At 70.5% G+C, this 17,780-nt stretch carries 13 protein-coding genes; 5 read left to right on the top strand and 8 right to left on the bottom strand.

Going from position 1 to position 17,780, the window contains the following annotated elements; translation table 11 throughout:
• Positions 1-163: 163 nt before the first annotated feature.
• The 4 genes from ACTWQO_RS45125 to ACTWQO_RS45140 all read right to left on the bottom strand — a co-directional run bounded on the left by ACTWQO_RS45125 (position 164) and on the right by ACTWQO_RS45140 (position 4,497).
• Positions 164-667, bottom strand: coding sequence for an ATP-binding protein (locus ACTWQO_RS45125; protein WP_362944079.1), 504 nt, complete (start codon positions 665-667; stop codon positions 164-166).
• A 285-nt stretch (positions 668-952) separates the two neighbouring features.
• Positions 953-1,720, bottom strand: coding sequence for an enoyl-CoA hydratase/isomerase family protein (locus ACTWQO_RS45130; protein ID WP_443243211.1), 768 nt, complete (start codon positions 1,718-1,720; stop codon positions 953-955).
• 105 nt (positions 1,721-1,825) lie between these two features.
• Complete coding sequence (locus ACTWQO_RS45135) at positions 1,826-3,058, bottom strand: L,D-transpeptidase (RefSeq protein ID WP_443243212.1); 1,233 nt, start codon at positions 3,056-3,058, stop codon at positions 1,826-1,828.
• 185 nt (positions 3,059-3,243) lie between these two features.
• Positions 3,244-4,497: an Ig-like domain-containing protein gene (locus ACTWQO_RS45140; protein ID WP_443243213.1), complete on the bottom strand. Its 1,254-nt coding sequence runs from the start codon at positions 4,495-4,497 to the stop codon at positions 3,244-3,246.
• A 174-nt stretch (positions 4,498-4,671) separates the two neighbouring features.
• On the opposite strand from ACTWQO_RS45140, the gene glgX reads away from it, so the two are divergent.
• Together glgX and ACTWQO_RS45150 are read left to right on the top strand one after the other, a co-directional pair.
• Entirely contained in the window at positions 4,672-6,927 is a 2,256-nt protein-coding gene (gene glgX, locus ACTWQO_RS45145) for a glycogen debranching protein GlgX (RefSeq protein ID WP_443243214.1), read from the top strand.
• Between the two features lie 75 nt (positions 6,928-7,002).
• A complete protein-coding gene (locus ACTWQO_RS45150; RefSeq protein WP_443243215.1) occupies positions 7,003-8,412 on the top strand; it encodes a sulfatase family protein in 1,410 nt (469 codons plus the stop codon).
• On the opposite strand, the gene ACTWQO_RS45155 is transcribed toward ACTWQO_RS45150, so the two are convergent.
• From ACTWQO_RS45155 to ACTWQO_RS45170, 4 genes are read right to left on the bottom strand one after another with little or no spacing between them, the layout of a single operon-like run.
• Positions 8,413-9,051, bottom strand: a complete 639-nt coding sequence (locus ACTWQO_RS45155) for a response regulator (RefSeq protein ID WP_443243216.1) — start codon at positions 9,049-9,051, stop codon at positions 8,413-8,415.
• On the bottom strand, positions 9,041-10,297 hold the full coding sequence (locus tag ACTWQO_RS45160; protein WP_443243217.1) for a sensor histidine kinase: 1,257 nt from the start codon (positions 10,295-10,297) through the stop codon (positions 9,041-9,043). Before ACTWQO_RS45160 ends, ACTWQO_RS45155 begins: the two co-directional genes overlap by 11 nt.
• Before the next feature lie 25 nt (positions 10,298-10,322).
• Positions 10,323-11,057, bottom strand: a complete 735-nt coding sequence (locus tag ACTWQO_RS45165; protein WP_443243218.1) for an ABC transporter permease — start codon at positions 11,055-11,057, stop codon at positions 10,323-10,325.
• Complete coding sequence (locus tag ACTWQO_RS45170; protein ID WP_443243219.1) at positions 11,054-12,001, bottom strand: ABC transporter ATP-binding protein; 948 nt, start codon at positions 11,999-12,001, stop codon at positions 11,054-11,056. Before ACTWQO_RS45170 ends, ACTWQO_RS45165 begins: the two co-directional genes overlap by 4 nt.
• A 206-nt stretch (positions 12,002-12,207) precedes the next feature.
• On the opposite strand from ACTWQO_RS45170, the gene ACTWQO_RS45175 reads away from it, so the two are divergent.
• The 3 genes from ACTWQO_RS45175 to ACTWQO_RS45185 are packed head-to-tail and all read left to right on the top strand — an operon-like array spanning position 12,208 to position 17,675.
• On the top strand, positions 12,208-14,073 hold the full coding sequence (locus tag ACTWQO_RS45175) for an ABC transporter ATP-binding protein (RefSeq protein ID WP_443243220.1): 1,866 nt from the start codon (positions 12,208-12,210) through the stop codon (positions 14,071-14,073).
• Positions 14,070-15,932 (top strand): ABC transporter ATP-binding protein, encoded by a 1,863-nt coding sequence (locus ACTWQO_RS45180; RefSeq protein ID WP_443243221.1) that lies wholly within the window; start codon positions 14,070-14,072, stop codon positions 15,930-15,932. The genes ACTWQO_RS45175 and ACTWQO_RS45180 overlap by 4 nt, the downstream gene beginning before the upstream one ends.
• Before the next feature lie 30 nt (positions 15,933-15,962).
• The gene (locus ACTWQO_RS45185; protein ID WP_443243222.1) at positions 15,963-17,675 is read left to right on the top strand and encodes an ABC transporter ATP-binding protein; all 1,713 of its coding nucleotides are present in this window, start codon (positions 15,963-15,965) and stop codon (positions 17,673-17,675) included.
• The last annotated feature ends 105 nt before the right edge of the window (positions 17,676-17,780 follow it).

Raw genomic sequence — 17,780 nt, forward strand, 5'->3', positions numbered from 1 at the left:
GCGCCCGCCCGCGGCAGCAACGAGGCCGGCTCCGGCACGTAGCGCCGCCCGTCGGTCGGTGGTGGTCACCCGCACCATTTAAGAGGCGCTATGTCCGAAAACGCGCGATTGATCCGGTTGGCGGTGAGGTCAAGGCGCGGTCAAGGTCAGGTAAACGGCGTGGTCATCTGTCGGCGACCCGCATCTCGAACCACGTGGTCTTCCCGCGCGGCAGCAGATCCACGCCCCACCGGTCGGAGAGCTTGTCGACGAGGAACAGTCCCCGTCCGCTCACATCCATCTCCTGGACCGGCATGAGGCAGGGCAGCCCCCTGGAGGGGTCGCGGACCTCGACGCGGATCCAGCCCCGGCGGCGGCGCAGGCGCAGTCCGAAGACGCGGGCGCCGGTGTGCCGTACGGCATTGCCGACGAGTTCCGACACGAGTAAGACCGCGTCCTCCGTCATCTTGGGGGTGAGTCCCCACTGACGCAGGACGACGACCTGGGTCAGTCTGCGTGCGGTGGCGGCGGACTCGGGGCGGGACGGCAGCGGCACCTCCGACTCCGTCGGGTTGCCGAACAACTCCAGTACCTTGAGCGCGTGTTCGTCCTCGGCCGCCGGCGACCAGCGCGCCGCGGTCGCACGGCCGTGTCCCCGCGGCTGTTCGATACCCTCCAGCCCCGCCATGCCCCCATCATGGCCGCCCCGAACGCCCTCCGGGGGCGTCTCTGCGGAATACGCCCCCCGGAATCCACCATTCCGTACCGGCGAATCGGCATATGCCAGGGGCAGTTCGGGGTCGGTTGCAGCCCCGCTGAACTGCGACGAAGGCTCGGTTGGGGGCAATCGACGGACTCCCTCGACGAGACAGGCTTAAGGTTGCCTTAAGGCTCCCATAAACCGCCCCATCGAGGGACCCGGATCAGACACCGCGTCAATTGCAAGGCCCTGCGGGGACTTTGGGGGAGAGATTTACAAGAACTTCGCCTTCCCCGGACCCTCCTCGACGAAGCTGCGCATGCCGCGCTCGCGGTCCTCGGTGGCGAACAGGCCCGCGAACCAGTTCCGTTCCACCGCCAGGCCGGTCTCGATGTCCGTCTCCAGGCCCGTGTCGATGGACTCCTTCGCCGCGCGCAGGGCGATCGCCGGGCCCTGCGCCAGCTTCGCGGCCCAGGTGTGCGCCGCCTCGTACACCTCGGCGGCGGGGACGACCCGGTCCACCAGGCCCAGCCCCAGCGCCTCGTCCGCCTTGACCTGGCGGCCCGTGAAGATCAGGTCCTTCGCCTTGGACGGGCCGATCAGCCGGGCCAGGCGCTGGGTGCCGCCGGCGCCGGGGATGAGACCGAGCAGGATCTCCGGCTGGCCCAGTTTGGCGTTCTCCCCGGCGATGCGGAAGTCCGCGCAGAGCGCCAACTCGCAACCTCCGCCAAGGGCATAGCCGGTGACGGCGGCTACGACCGGCTTGGGGATGCGGGCCACGGCGGTGAAGGAGTCCTGCAGGGCGCGGGCCCGCAGGATCATCGCGGTGTGGTCCATGGCCTGCATCTCTTTGATGTCCGCGCCGGCTGCGAACACCTTCTCGCCGCCGTAGATCACCACAGCGCGCACATCCTCGCGCCGGGTGGCCTCTTCGGCGAGTTCCTTGAGGCGGTCCTGGGTGGCGACGTCCAGCGCGTTCATCGGAGGACGGTCGAGACGGAGTGTGCCGACGCCTTCGGCGACTTCGAGATTCACGGTCATGCTCCGCAGGTTAACGGTGGCTAATGCCGTCGTCACAGTGCGGGTTCGTCGTGGCTGGTCGCGCAGTTCCCCGCGCCCCTTGCGGGGCGCGTCACCTCGCGTCGGTCAAGAGATCCACTTCTCCCACGACATGTTCCAGCCGTTCAACCCGTTGTCCGGGTCCACGATCCTGTCGTTGGAGTTCTTCACCACCACCACGTCGCCGATCATCGAGTTGTTGAAGAACCAGGCGGCCGGGACGCCGCTGTCGTAGCCGCCGCGGACGTCGCGCAGGCCGATGCAGCCGTGGCTGGCGTTGTAGTTGCCGAAGGCGCCGCCGCCCCAGTAGTTGCCGTGGATGAAGGTGCCGGAGGTGGTGAGGCGCTGGGCGTGCGGGACGTCCTTGATGTCGTACTCGCCGCCGTAGCCGACCGTTTCGCCGTTCATACGAGTCACCGTGAGCTGCTCGGTGATGACCATCTGGCCGTTCCAGGTGTCGTAGCCGGGCTTGCCGGTGGTGACGGGGATCGTCCTGATGACCTTGCCGTCCCGCTTGACCTGCATGGTGCGCTTCTTGACGTCGACGACCGAGATCTGGCTGCGGCCGATGGTGAAGGAGACGGTCTTGGCCTGCTCGCCGTAGACGCCGTCGCGGCCCTCCACGCCGTCGAGGTTGAGGTCGACGGTGACCTTCGTGCCCGGCTTCCAGTATTTCTCGGGGCGGAAGTCGAGGCGGTCGTTGCCGAACCAGTGGCCCTCGACGTCGACGGCGGGCTCGGTCTTGATCTTGATGGCCTTCTCGACGTCCTCGGGCGCGGTGATGCCCCGGGTGAAGCGGATCGAGAACGGCATTCCCACGCCGACCTTGGAGCCGTCCTCGGGGGTGAACTCACCGATGAACGTGTTCTGCGGCGTCAGGGTGGTGAAGCTGGCGTCCTCGGCGGCCTCGCGGCCCTTGGAGTCCTCGGCGACCGCATGGACCTTGTACGTGGTGGACGCGGCGAGATGGGTGGACGGCGTCCAGCTCGCCCCGCCGGCGGTGATCTTCCCGGGTATCTCGGTGCCCTTGGCGTCCTTGACCTGGACCTCGGTCAACTGGCCCTTGGCGGCGCTGACCTTGAGGGCGCCGTTGGTGTCGACCGACTTGGCGCCGTCCTTCGGGGCTATCGTCACGACGGCCTGCGACTGCTTGCTCTCGGCCTGGGTGGAGTCCTCGCCCTTGCCGGGTCCGGACGTCGAGTCCGAGCCTCCCCCGCCGCACGCGGTGACGGCGAGAAGCAGCCCACATATCAGGGCCGCCGCCTTCTTGCCTCGCCCCCGCGCGTCAACCGACGCCCCCGATATCGGTCGCACGTTCAAGTTCTTTCTCCCCTCGCCGGGCCCGTCCACCGGACCCTTGCCGGGCCTGGTCGGGCCCGCTCCCCGGCGCGTCCCACGCGCTCGGCGCATATTAACCACAAGGCCAGCGGCATGGTCGCCTCATGATTGTCACTGTTCCGTACCGAACTTCAACAGAATGTCGGCCAACCCACCCCCTGCTCCCGCTACTTCACCGCACTGCCCGCCTTCCACGCCTTCCAGCCCATATTCCACCCTCCGAGGCCGTTGTCGGGAGCGACCTTTTTGTCATTGCTGTGGATGACCTCGACGACGTCCCCGACGAGGCTGCGGTCGAAGAACCAGCCGGCCGGGGTGTCCGAGCCGCCGCCCTTCACATCGCGCAGGCCGACACAGCCGTGGCTGACGTTGGTCCGGCCGAAGACGGTGTCCGGGGCCCAGTAGTTGCCGTGCAGGAAGGTGCCGGAGTCGGTGAGGCGCATGGCGTGCGGGACGTCCGGGATGTCGTACTCGCCCTTGCCGTTGGCCTTCTTGAAGCCGACCGTGGCGCCGTTCATCCGGGTCAGGTCGAGCATCTCGGTGACCACCATCTTGCCGTTGTACGTCGTGTGCTTGGGGGCGCCGGCGGTGATCGGCACGGTCGCGAGCAGCTCGCCGTCCCGGCGTACGTCCATGGTGTGCGCGCGGGCGTCGACCAAGGAGACCTGGCTGCGGCCGACGGTGAAGGAGAACGTCTTGTACTGGAGGCCGTAGACACCGGGTGCGCCTTCGATGTCGCGGAAGCGCAGGGCGACGGTGACCTGGGTGCCGGGTTTCCAGTAGTGCTCGGGGCGGAAGTCGAGGCGGCCGTTGCCGAACCAGTGCGGGCGGATGTCGACGGCGGGCTTCGCGCTGACGTGGACGGCGCGTTCGACGGCGGCGCGGTCGGCGATCTCCCGGTTGAACTCGATGGAGACGATGATTCCGGTGCCGACGGTGGAGCGGTTCTCCGGGGCGACGTACCCGATGAACCGCTCCTCGGGGACGTACGTGGTGAAGGTCGTGTGCCGTGCCGAGCGCCGTCCCCGGCCGTCCAGTGCCACCGCGTCGACGGTGTACTCGGCGGCCAGCGCGAGCTTCTCGTCGTCGGGCTCCCAGCGCAGGCCGTCCTCGGAGATGTGCCCGGAGACGGGGGTCTGCTGTGCGTCCTGGGACTTGACGACCCGCACCGATTCCAGGCGCCCGCTGGGCACCCGTACCCGCAGTCTCGTCTCGGGTTTCACGCCCCTGCTGCCGTCGTCCGGCGAGACGCGGATGACGTCCTCCGGTGCCCGGGCCTTGCCGAACACCGCGTCGACGCCGGCCCCGCCCGAGCCGTCGTCCGACGTGCATCCGGCGGCCCCGGCCAGCAGTCCTGCCCATGTCAGTACGGCGGCCAGCGCGGCCCCCGCGCGCCGCGCGCGCCCATGTACGTGCCTCACAACGACCCCAACGACAGGGCCCGCTCCCGGGAAACGTGAGTGCGACCCAAGCTCTGGGCAGAAGAGTGGGGAGGACGACACGACGGGGAGCCCCAGCAGCGACAGGGAGCCGAGAAAGATTGTCGCTGCACGCTCTTCTCGCTGGTCGTTCCGCGAGCCGTGGGAGGCTGTCACGTGTCCAGCGCAGCCGAGCAGGAGGCGGTGGCCGAGGGGCGCGCTGCCGAACAGGAAGCCGTGACCGAGCGTGCCGTCGTGAACGGTGCGCGGCGGGCGGTGCCGCCGGGTGCGCCGGTGTGGCCGGGTGCGCCGATGCCGCTGGGGGCCCGGTTCCGGACCGGTCCTGACGGGGTGGCCGGCACCAACTTCGCGCTGTGGGCGGGCGGGGCCGAGGCGGTCGAGCTGTGCCTGTTCGGGCCGGAGGGCAAGGAGACCCGGGTCCGGCTGACCGAGCTGACGCACGAGATCTGGCACGGCTTCGTACCCGGCGTGCTGCCCGGTCAGCGCTACGGCTATCGCGTGCACGGCCGCTGGGACCCGTGGACCGGCGGCCGCTGGAACCCCGCCAAGCTGCTCCTCGACCCGTACGCCCGCGCGGTGGACGGCGACTTCAGTCTGCCGCCCGAGGTGTACGGCCATGTGCGTGACTGGCCGCAGCAGCAGGTGGCGGACACCGTGCGCGACGACCGGGACTCGGCGCCGTACGTCCCGAAGGGCGTCGTCGTCCAGGACGACGACGACTGGGCGGACGACCGGCGGCCGAAGACGCCCTGGGCGGACTCGGTCATCTATGAGCTGCATGTACGGGGATTCACCAAGCTGCACCCGGGGATCCCCGAGGAACTGCGGGGCACGTACGCCGGTCTGGCGCACCCGGCCGCCGTCGAGCACCTGGTCAAGCTCGGCGTCACGGCCGTCGAGCTGCTGCCGGTGCACCAGTTCGCGCACGAGGACCATCTGCTGCGCCGCGGCCTGAAGAACTACTGGGGCTACAACTCCATCGGCTACTTCGCCCCGCACGCGGCGTACGCGGCGACGGGCACGGCCGGTCAGCAGGTCGGCGAGTTCAAGCGGATGGTGCGGGCGCTGCACTCGGCCGGGATCGAGGTCATCCTCGACGTGGTCTACAACCACACGGCGGAGGCGGGCGAACTGGGCCCGATGCTGTCGTTGAAGGGCATCGACAACCGGGGCTACTACCGGCTGCAGGACGACGCGCGCCGGTACGCGGACTACACGGGCTGCGGCAACACCCTGCACGTGGTCCAGCCGCACGTGCTGCGCCTGATCACCGACTCCCTGCGGTACTGGGTGACCGAGATGGGCGTCGACGGCTTCCGCTTCGACCTGGCGGCGGCGCTGGCCCGCTCCATGCACGACGTCGACATGCTCTCCCCGTTCCTTGCCGTCATCGCCCAGGACCCGGTGCTGCGGCGGGTGAAGCTGATCGCCGAGCCGTGGGACGTCGGATCGGGCGGCTACCAGGTGGGCGCCTTTCCGCCCCTGTGGACGGAGTGGAACGACCGGTACCGCAACGCCGTTCGGGACTTCTGGCGGGGCGCGCTGCCGGACGTACGGGATCTGGGGTACCGGCTGTCGGGGTCCAGCGACCTGTACGCGTGGGGCGGGCGGCGCCCCTACGCCTCGGTCAACTTCATCACCGCGCACGACGGTTTCACCCTGCGCGACCTGGTGTCGTACGAGCGCAAGCACAACGAGGCCAACGGCGAGGGCAACCGGGACGGCACGGACGACAACCGCGCGTGGAACTGCGGCACCGAGGGAGAGACGGACGAGGAGCGCGTACGGGCGCTCAGGCGGCGCCAGTTGCGGAACCTGCTGACGACGCTGTTGCTGTCCACGGGGGTGCCGATGCTGGTCGCGGGCGACGAGCTGGGGCGGACGCAGCGGGGCAACAACAACGCGTACTGCCAGGACAACGAGATCAGCTGGCTCGACTGGGGGCTGCTTGAGGAGCCGGGGTGGCGGGCACTGTTCGACCTCACCGCCCGCCTGATCGACCTGCGGCACCGGCATCCGGTGCTCCGGCGGCGGGCCTTCTTCTCCGGGCGGGCGCACTCGGCGGACGGGCTGCGCGACCTGGCCTGGTTCACCGCCCGCGGCACGGAGATGACGGAACGGGACTGGTACGCGCCCGCCGCGTCGCTGGGCATGTACCTCTCCGGGCGGGACATCCCAGGCCGGGACGAGCGGGGTGCGCCGATCGTCGACGACAGCTTCCTCGCCGTGCTCCACGCCGGTGACCGCCCGGTGAGCTTCGTCCTGCCGGGGCCGCCGTGGGCGGAGCGGTACGAGGTGGTCGTCGACACGTCGCGGGAGGAGCAGGGGGAGGCGCCGGGCGTGGAGCATCGGGCTGGGGCGGCGATCACGGTGCCGGCGCGGGCGGTGCTGTTGCTGCGGGTGGTCGGCTGAGGCAACGTTTCAAGCCCATGAAATCAGCGCCGGATTCCTGGCCATGGGAGCGCGCCCGCTGATCAACTCGATCGCATGCCTGAGATATCCCGTCGCGCCTTCGGTGGTCTCGTCGGCGGCGGTGCCGTGACCGCCGTCGCCGGAACGGCCGGCGCAGCCGAGGCCGCCTCCGCCGAACGCCCGTTCAAGGCCCGATCCGCCGCCTCCACCGGCCAGCGCCCCAACATCCTGGTCATCCTCGGCGACGACCTCGGCTGGGCCGATCTGTCGTCGTACGGGGCGCCGCACATCAAGACGCCCAACCTGGACCGGCTGGCCCGGCAGGGAGTGCGATTCACCGACGCCTACTCCGGGTCCGCGACCTGCTCCCCGACGCGGTTCAGCCTGTACACCGGTCGCTACCCGGGCCGTACGCCGGGAGGCCTCGCCGAGCCCATCGCGGACAAGGCCCAGGGGCTGGAGCCGGACCATCCCACCCTGGCCTCCCTGCTGAAGAAGGCGGGCTACGCCACCGCCCTGATCGGCAAGTGGCACTGCGGCTGGCTGCCGGACCACAGCCCCACCAAGTCGGGCTGGGACGAGTTCTTCGGCAACTTCGGCGGTGTGCTGGAGTACTTCTCGAAGCTCGGCCAGCTCGGTACGTACGACCTCTACGAGGGCGACGCCGAGTACAAGGACCTGCGCTATTACACGGAGGTCCTGACCGAGCAGGCCGTGGAGTACGTCGGCCGCGACCACGACACCCCGTGGCTGCTGAACCTCAACTTCACCACCCCGCACTGGCCGTGGCTCGCGGAGGATGACGCGGAGACGGGTGCGGAGATCGCGGCGAAGATCCGGGCGGCGAAGACCCAGGCCGAGGTCAGCAGGGCGCTCAACCACTACGACGGCGGCTCGGTGGAGAAGTACACGCAGATGGTGGAGAGCCTGGACGCCGCCGTCGGCGAGGTCCTCACAGCCTTGCGCCGCTCCGGGCAGGAGGAGAACACGCTGGTGCTGTTCGCCAGCGACAACGGCGGCGAGCGCTATTCCTACAACTGGCCGCTCAGCGGTGAGAAGTTCGTGCTCCTGGAGGGCGGCATCCGGGTGCCGGCGATCCTGCGCTGGCCCGCCCGGATCGACGGCAACCAGGTCAGCCACGAGCCGAACTTCTCCCCCGACTGGACGGCGACCCTGCTGGAGCTGGGCGGCGCCCGGCCCGACCCGGCGTATCCGCTGGACGGCAAGAGCCTCGCCGGGTATCTGCTGCGGGGCGAGGAGCTGCCGGAGCGGGAGCTGTTCTGGCGGGTGCGGGCCAACCGGGCGCTCAGGCGCGGGGACTGGAAGTACTACCAGGACGACGCCAAGGCCGACCACCTCTACAACCTGGCCGCCGACGCCCGCGAACAGGCCGATCTCGCCCCGGACCGGCCGGAGTTGCTGGCCGAGCTCAAGGCCGCCTGGGAGAAGATCGCGGACAGTCTGCTGCCGTACCCCGCCTCCTGATCAACCCAGGATTCCCCGGTCGTACGCCACCGCCACCGCCGCCGCCCGGTCCTTGACCCCCAACTTGGCGTAGAGGTGGGTGAGGTGGGTCTTGACGGTGGCCTCGCTGATGAAGAGGACGCGGGCGATCTCTCGGTTGGAGGTGCCCTTGGCGACGAGGGCCAGGACCTCGCGCTCGCGGGCGGAGAGGGGTTCGTTGCCGGGAGCCCCAGGAGTACGGACCGCGGAGACCAGGCGGGAAGCCACGGCCGGGGAGAGGACCGTACGGCCTTCCGCCGCCGCGCGGACCGCGGTGAACAGCTCGTCGCGGGGCGCGTCCTTCAGGAGGTAGCCGGTGGCGCCCGCCTCGATCGCGGGGAGGGTGTCGGAGTCGGTGTCGTACGTGGTGAGGACGAGCACCTTCGCGCGGGCGGACCGGCGGGTCAGCTCGCGGATGGCGTCGACTCCCGCGCCGCCCGGCATCCGCAGGTCCATCAGGATCACGTCCGGGTCCAGGGCGGCGGCCTTCTCGACGGCCTCGACGCCGCCCGAGGCCTCGCCGAGGACCGTGAAGCCGGGGGCCGACTCGAACATGCCGCGCAGACCGTCGCGTACGACGGGATGGTCGTCGACGATCAGCACCGAGATGTCACTGGTCATGGCGTACCAACGGTACGCGAGCGGACAGCGCCGTGCCGTGCCCTGGCTCGGACTCGACGGTGAGCGCCCCGGCGATGCGTTCGGCGCGGGCGCGCATGCCGTCGAGGCCGAAGCCGCCGGTGCGGGTGCGTGCGCGGGCGGCGAGGGGGTCGAAGCCGCGGCCGTCGTCGCGGATGTCGAGGACCACCTCGTCGCCCATGAAGCTCAGGGTCACGCCGAGACGGGTGGCGTGCGCGTGGCGGGAGGCGTTGGACAGGGCCTCCTGGGCGATCCTCAGCAGGGTCGCCGAGACCTCGTCGTGGAGGTGTTCCGCGGTGCCGGTGACGGTGAACTCGGCCCGGATTCCGGTCCGTTCGCCCCATTCGGCGACCGTGGTCTTCAGGGCCTGCGGCAGGCCGTCGTTCTCCAGCGCGACGGGGGCGAGGTTGTGCACGGAGCGGCGGGCCTCGCCGAGGCTGTGGCGGGCCAGGTCCGAGGCGCGCTGGAGATGGGTGCGGGCGGTCTCCAGGTCGCCGGCGTTCGCGACGACCTGGAGCTGGGCGATGATGCCGGTCAGGCCCTGGGCGAGGGTGTCGTGGATCTCGGCGGCGAGACGCCTGCGTTCATCGGCGACGCCCGCTTCCCGTGCCTGGACGAGGAGTTGGGCGTGGAGGGCGGCGTTCTCGTCGAGGGCCTGCTGCAACGCGGCGTTGGTGCGTTCGAGTTCGGCGATGGTCTCGGCGCGGGCGCGGGAGCGTTCCTCCGATTGGGTCGTGAGATGGCCGACCACCGTCAGGATCACGTTGTTGACCACCAGGAGCCCGGCGAACACGGCCCACTGCACCGGGTCGTGGAACGGCATCCCGCCGGCCTGCGAGCCCGAGACGGCGATCGAGCAGGCGAACGGCCCGATCCACCGGAGGTAGCGCCCGGGCATCAGCTCGTCGGCGTCGAAGTAGCCGGTGACCGCGTAGAACGCGAAGAACGGATTCAGCCAGGTGAGCGCGAAGCTGATCGCCCAGCGCACGACGTAGTACACGATGCCGGCGTTGGACGGGCCCGGGCGGGTGCGGCTCGCCCGGCCCCACCACAGCTGGAGTGCGAAACCCGCGGCGACCAGCACCGCGACCGCGTTCCGCTCCGCCGTGCTCGGCATCAGTTCGGCGGTGGCGACCGACAGCAGCGTGCCGACCGCGAGCAGCGCGTACGGCCCCTTGGTGCGAACCAGCTGCCAGCGCCGCTCGAGGTCCGTGTCCGCCGCGGTCATGCCTCCAGTCTGCACGGCGGGCCGCCTACTCCCACCGGAACCAGCGCGCCGCCGACAACGACAGCACCACCGTCCACGCCGCCATCACGCCCAGGTGGGTCCAGCCGGGCCAGTCGCCCACCATGGCCTCGCCCAGAGCCTGCGCGGCGGCGCCGAACGGCGTGAACCCGACGACGTCCGCCATGACGTCGGGCATGGCCTGCACCGGCAGCCACACCCCCGCACAGAACAGCATCGGGAAGAACACCACCGTCCCGACAGCGCCCGCGATCTTCACCGTCCGGGACACGGCCGAGATCACCGACCCGAGGGCTAGCGAGACGAGGACGGCGAGCACAAGCGCGAGCAGATAGCCGTACGGCTGCTCGGGCAGTCGTACGTCATAGGCGAACCGGCCGATGGCCAGCGCGAGCAGCGCCGAGAGCACGGCCGCCAGGGCGTGTACCAGCATCTGCGCCGACAGCAGCGCCGACGGTTTGACCGGCGTGGTGGACATCCGGCGCAGGATGCCCTGCTCCCGGTAGCCGGTGAGGCCGACCGGCATCGACTGCACGCCGGCCACGATCATGCCGGCCAGCACGGCCACGGGGACGTAGGTGTCGACGATGCGCAGGCCGCCGAGCTCGTCCTGGGTCTCGCGGAACGCCGGGACGGCGCCCAGGATGGCCACCAGCAGGGGCGGGAAGATCGCGATCCAGAAGAGGCTGCCGGGTTCGCGTGAGAGCAGCCGGGCCTCGGTGCGCAGTACGGCGGTGTTCATGGTGTGGCCTCCGTCGTGGTCTCCGTCGTGGACTTCGTCGTGGTCTTTGTGAGGTCCAGGAAGGCGTCGTCCAGCGTGGCGTCGCTGACGCGCAGTTGGTGGGCGGTGATGCGGTGGCGGGCGAGCAGCGTGATCACGGCGTTGACCGTCTCGTCGCTGCCGGATAGGGTGATCCGGCCCTCCTTGTGCTCGACGGAGGCGAGCGCGGGCAGGGCGCTCAACTCCTGTTCGTCCAGCGGCGCGGACGGCGTGAAGGTGATCACCGTGGCGCCGGCGGAGCGGCGGATCAGCCCGGCCGGGGTGTCCAGCGCGGCGATCCGCCCCTGGTCGATCACGGCGATCCGGTCACACAGCCGCTGCGCCTCCTCCATGAAGTGGGTGACGAGCAGGACGGTGACCCCGCTGTCCCGGACCTCCTCGATGAGCTGCCAGGTGTCCCGGCGGGCACGCGGGTCGAGGCCGGTGGTCAGCTCGTCGAGGACGACGATGCGGGGGGTGCCGATCAGGGCCAGCGCGATGAACAGGCGCTGTTTCTGGCCGCCGCTGAGGCGGGCGAACCGGGTGGTCAACTTGTCGGTGAGGCCGAGGCGTTCGGCGAGCGGGCGCCAGTCGGCCGGGTTCGGATAGAAGGCGGCGTACAGCTCCAGTGCCTCGCGCACGGTGAGCTTCGCCTGGAGTTCGCTCTCCTGGAGCTGGGCGCCCAGGACGCGGGTGACCTTGTCGTGGTCGGCGACCGGATCGAGCCCGGCGACCCGGACGCGGCCCGCGTCGGGGACCCGCAGGCCCTCGACACACTCGACAGTGGTGGTCTTGCCGGCGCCGTTCGGGCCGAGAATCCCGAAGATCTCGCCCTCCCCGACGGTGAAGGAGACACCGTCGACGACGGCCCGGCCGCCGTAGGACTTTCGCAGTCCGCTGACTTCGATGACAGATGTGGCTGGCATGCATCGAGGGTCCCGGCGGGGCGGGGTCCGCCACATCGGCCGTCGCGCTCGAAGCCGCATCGGCCGATCGGTTGATGCGGGGGTACGACCATCCGGGCCCCGTCGGTTCGGCGTGCCGAACGCGCAGGTCGTAGGACCAGCGGCCGATCCCGGTCCGGCCAAAACTCGGTGGGCGTTGTCAGTGCCGGTCCGTAGGCTCGCTGTTGATGTCCACGACACGTGCCACCACCAAGGAACGCTCCGCCGTCAAAACCCTGTTGCGGTTGTGGCCCTATGTGCGGCCCGTCCGGGTGCGGCTGTTCACCGCCGCGTTCGTCGCCGTCCTCGCCTCGTGCGTGGGCCTGGTGATTCCGCTCGTCCTGAAATGGATGGTGGACGGGCCCGTCGCCGAGCGGGATCCGGCGGGCGTCTGGCTCGGGGCGCTCTATCTGCTGCTGCTCGGGTTCGCGGAGGCGCTGCTGTTCGGGCTGCGGCGGTGGCTGGTGGCACGGCCGCTGTCGCATGTCGAGGCGGAGATGCGGGCGGATCTGTACCGGCATCTACAGCGGCTGCCGGTCGCCTTCCACGACCGCTGGGCGTCCGGCCAGCTCCTCTCCCGGGGCACCACAGACCTGATGCTGCTGCGCATGTTCCTGGCCTTTCCGCTGACGTTCCTGCTGGTCAACGGGGTGACGATCCTGGTCGGCGTGGCCATCATGCTGGTCCAGGACTGGACGCTGGGGCTGGTCATACTCGGTCCCGCCGTGCCCGTACTGATCACCTGCGTGATCTTCGAGCGGCGCTACGCCGAGGTAGCGCGGCGGGCGCAGGACCAGGTCGGCGACCTGACGACCGTCGTCGAGGAGAGCGTCCTCGGCATCCGGATCATCAAGGGCTTCGGGCGGCATCGGAGCCAGGCCCGAGCATTCCGTGAACTGTCACGCACCCTCCGGGGGACCGAGCTGCGGAAGGCTCGTCTGCTGGCGGCCATCTGGGCCATCATCGTGACGCTCCCGGAGGTGGCGATCGGAGCGGCGCTCGTGCTGGGGGCCGTACAGGTGGCCGACGGGGCGCTGTCCGCGGGGACGTTGGTGGCGTTTCTGTCGACGGCGCTTGCGATCCGGTGGCCGGTGGAGTCGATCGGGTTCCTGCTGGCGATGAGCCAGGAGGCGGCGACGGCGACGGAACGATACTTCGAGGTGATGGACGAGGTGCCGGAGTCGGGGCTGACCGTGGGTGGGTCGCGCGGCCCGGCGCTGACGGGGCGCCGCCTGCGCCCACCCGTGCCGCCCCAGGCGGCACGCATGCCCGCAGCTTGGCGGGACGGCGGCATCCACTTCCACGCCGTCACCTTCCGCTACCCGGACGCCCCCGCCGACTCCCCACCCACCCTCGACCGCATAGACCTCCACATACGCCCCGGCGAGTCCATGGCCCTGGTCGGAGCGACCGGAAGCGGCAAGACGACCCTCACCGCCCTCGTCCCCCGCCTCCACGAGATCACCTCCGGCCGCATCACACTCGACGGCACCGACATCACCGAGATACCCCGAGACTCGCTGCGCGCCCTCGTCGCCGTCGCCTTCGAGGAGCCCACCCTCTTCTCCGCGAGCGTCGGGGACAACGTCCTCATGGGCGCCGAGGACGAGGCCGGCGCCGAGGACCTGCACCGCGCACTCTCCGTCGCGCAGGCCGAGTTCGCGCACGCCCTCCCCCAGGGCACGGGCACTCAGGTCGGCGAGCAGGGCCTCAGCCTCTCCGGAGGACAACGGCAGCGCCTCGCGCTCGCGCGGGCCGTCGTCGGCAGCCCCAGGTTCCTCGTCCTGGACGACCCGTTGTCGGCCCTGGACGTGCATACGGAGGCCGCCGTCGAGGCAGCCCTGCGGGAGGTGCTCGCCGACACGACCGCGCTCATCGTGGCGCACCGCCCGTCCACCGTGCTGCTGGCCGACCGCGTCGCCCTGCTCTCCGGCGGCCGTATCACCGCCGTGGGCACGCACTACGAACTGCTGCGGACGAACGCGGAGTACGCCCATCTGATGTCCGGAGAAGCGTCCGGAGAAGCATTCGGAGAGGAGGAGGACAACCGGTGACCGCGCCCTCGACCTCCGTCCCCACGGCCGACGACGATCAGCAGGACCTCCCTCGGAAGCCGGGCCCCGGCGACCCCTTCGACCGCGACGTCCTGCCCACTCCCCCGGGCGCGACGTCCGCACTGCTGCGTTCTCTCCTCGCCCCGATGAAGGCCAGGGTCGCCCTCACGACGTTCCTGCTGCTGCTCCAGCAGGCGGCCGTGCAAGCGGGCCCGCTGCTGGTGGCGTACGCCATCGACAGCGCCGTACCGGCGATCCGCACCGACGACTACGGGCCGCTGATCGCCGTGGGCGCCGGATATCTGCTGTGCTCGCTGGCGTCCGGCGGGCTGCAGTACTGGTTCATCATCGCCTCCGCCCGCGTCAACCAGGACGTGCTGCTCGACCTGCGCGGCCGGATCTTCCGGCATGCGCAGGCGCTGAGCATCGACTTCCACGAGCGGTACACCTCGGGCCGGCTCATCTCCCGTTCCACGACGGACGTCGAGTCGCTGCGCGAGCTCCTCAACGAGGGGCTTCAGGAGCTGGTGACCGTCGTGCTGTCCTTCGTCTACATCTCGGTGATGCTGCTCTGGCTGGATCTGGGCCTGGGCGCGGTCGCCGTGGCGTCGTTCGTGCCGCTGTATCTGCTCGTACGGATCTATCGGCGACGCGCGGGACGGGTGTACCGGATCCGATCCACCGCCATCGCGGCCGTCATCGTGAAGTTCGTGGAGACGATGAACGGCATCCGCCCGGTGCGCGCCTTCCGCCGCGAGGCCGTCAACGACCGTGACTTCCGCGTCCTGAACGCGCGGCACGAGCGCATCAACGGCGACGCGCTGCTGGAGATGGCCCGCTATGTCGTCGGATCCCGGCTGGTCGCGAACGCTGCCGTCGCGGGCATCGTGCTGTGGGGCGCCTACCGGGTGGCGGGCGGCACGCTGGCCCTCGGCGTGCTCGCCGCCGCCGTGCTCTATCTGCGGCGGCTGTACGACCCGATCGACCGGCTCGGCATGTTCCTCAACTCCTACCAGTCGGCCGCCGCCTCGCTGGAGAAGATCGCCGGGCTGCTCGCCCAGACGCCGTCCGTGCCCGAGCCGTCGACTCCCCGGCAGCTTCCGGCACTCGAGACCGAGCACCCCGGTCGCGAGGTCGTCTTCGACGCGGTCAGCTTCGGTTACCGCACCGGCGGCGAGGTCCTCCCCCGCTTCGACCTCACCATCCCCGCCGGGCAGACGGTCGCCGTGGTCGGCTCGACCGGCGCGGGCAAGTCGACGCTGGCGAAGCTGCTCGCCCGGTTCTACGACCCTTCCGCCGGGCGGATCCTGCTCGACGGCGTCGATCTGCGCGACCTCGACGTGCCCGAACTGCGGCGCGGGGTGGTCATGGTGACGCAGGAGGCGTTCCTGTTCTCCGGCACGGTCGCCGAGAACATCGCGATCGGCCGCCCCGACGCCACCCACGAGGAGATCGAACGGGCCGCGAAGGCGATCGGCGCGCACGAGTTCATCGCCGCGCTGCCCGACGGCTACGACACCGACGTACGCAAACGCGGCGGCCGTATCTCCGCCGGACAGCGCCAACTGGTCGCCTTCGCCCGCGCGTTGCTCGCCGACCCGGCGGTACTGATCCTCGACGAGGCGACCAGCTCGCTGGACGTACCGGGCGAACGGGCCGTGCAGCGCGCCATGTCGACGGTCCTGCACGGCCGTACGGCGGTCGTCATCGCCCACCGGCTGTCCACCGTCGAGATCGCCGACCGGGTCCTGGTCATGGAGCACGGCCGGATCGTCGAGGACGGCAGCCCCGGCGAACTCATCGCGGGGACGGGCCGGTTCGCGGATCTGCACCAGGCCTGGCGGGACAGCCTGGCGTGACGTCCACCAGCTGAGGTCTTCGGGGGCCATGTGATCGACGCGTACGAGGATCCGGGGCAGCCCGACTGCCGTGGCGGCGGGCGCTACCTGTGGTGGCTGGTGACCCGGCAGCCGGGCCGTTCGCTCGCCGGGGCGCTGCTGGGCAGCACGTGGATGGTGCTGCTGGCAGCGGCGCCGTATCTGCTGTCCCGGGCGATCGACGAGGGTCTGGAGCCGGGCGACTTCCCGGCGCTGGCACGCTGGACGGCCGCCCTGTTCGCCGTGGGGGCGTTCAACGCCTGGCTGAGCATCATGCGGCACCGCACGATGACCCGCGTGCGGATGGACGCCAACTTCCGTACGGTCAAGGTCGTCGTCGGACAGGCGATCCGGCTGGGAGCCGCGCTGTCACGCCGGGCGGGCGCCGGGGAGGTCGTGACGATCGGCGTCGGCGACGTGCTCACGATCAGCCAGTCCCTGACCGTGGTCGGTCCCGGCGTCGGTGCCGTCGTGTCCTATCTCGTCGTCGCCGCCCTGCTCTTGTCGGTGTCGGTGCCCATCGCGGTGGTGGTGCTGCTCGGCATGCCGTTGCTCGGCGTCCTCGTCGGCCCGCTGCTCGCGCGGCTGCAGGGCGCCGAGACCGACTACCGCGAGCGGCAGGGCGTCCTGACGGCCCGGATCGGCGACCTCGCGGGCGGACTGCGCGTTCTCAACGGCCTCGGCGGAAAAGGCCTGTTCGCCGACGCCTTCCACCGCGACTCACAGCGGCTCCTGGCGCAGGGCTACCGGGTCGGCGCGGTCACCAGCTGGGTACAGGCCCTCGGCATGGGCCTGCCGACGGTGTTCCTCGGCGTGGTGACCTGGCTCGCGGCCCGCCTCGCCGCCCAAGGGGACATCACCGTGGGCGAGTTGGTGTCGGTGTACGGCTATGTCGCCGTCCTGGTGGGCCCGGTGGCCTTCCTCGTCGAGTGCGGCTATCAGCTCAGCCGGGGCGTGGTGGCGGCGAGGCGGGTCGTACGATTCCTGCGCCTGGAGCCGATGGAGGACACCGGGACCCGACCTGCCCCCGTGGAACCCGCCGCACTGCACGACCCCGAGTCCGGGGTGCGGATACAACCGGGCCACCTGACCGCCCTGGCCGCCGCCAGCCCAGCAGACGCCGCCGCCGTGATCGACCGTCTCGGCCGATACGCCCCCTCGACGGCGACCTGGGGCGACATCCCCCTGTCCGACATCCCCCTGCGCCAGATACGGCAACGCATCCTGGTCGCCGAACACGAGGCCGACCTGTTCGCGGGCCCCCTGCGCGACTTGATCAGCGGCCGAGGCACTCCCGCCGACGACGACATCACCCGCGCGATCCACACCGCCGTGGCCGAAGACATCGTCCAGTCCCTCCCCGACGGCCTCAACTCAACGATCGACGCCCAGGGCCGCAACCTCTCCGGCGGCCAACGACAACGCATCCGCCTCCTCCGCGCACTGCTGGCCGACCCCGAGATCCTCCTGGCCATAGAACCAACGTCCGCCCTGGACGCCCACACCGAGGCCAGGGTGGCGGAACGACTGCACGAAGCGCGGGACGGCCGTACGACAGTGGTGACCTCGACGTCCCCACTGGTCCTCGACCGCGCGGACACGGTGTACTACCTGGTCGACGGCAAGGTGGCAGCGACGGGCACCCACCAGGAACTACTGGCCGAAGCCCCTGGATACCGAGCTCTGGTGGCCCGGGACACAGACGCCGAGGAGCTCCTGAAGTGACGGCACACAAACCCACCCAGGGGCGCGGGGAACTGCGCGACAAGCCACAAGGCACCCGCACCCGGCAGACAACCCCAGGCCCCTCCCCAGTAGCCGCACACCTCC

Origin of the sequence: Streptomyces sp. 4N124 (assembly GCF_052245395.1) — a bacterium.
GTDB lineage: Bacteria > Actinomycetota > Actinomycetes > Streptomycetales > Streptomycetaceae > Streptomyces.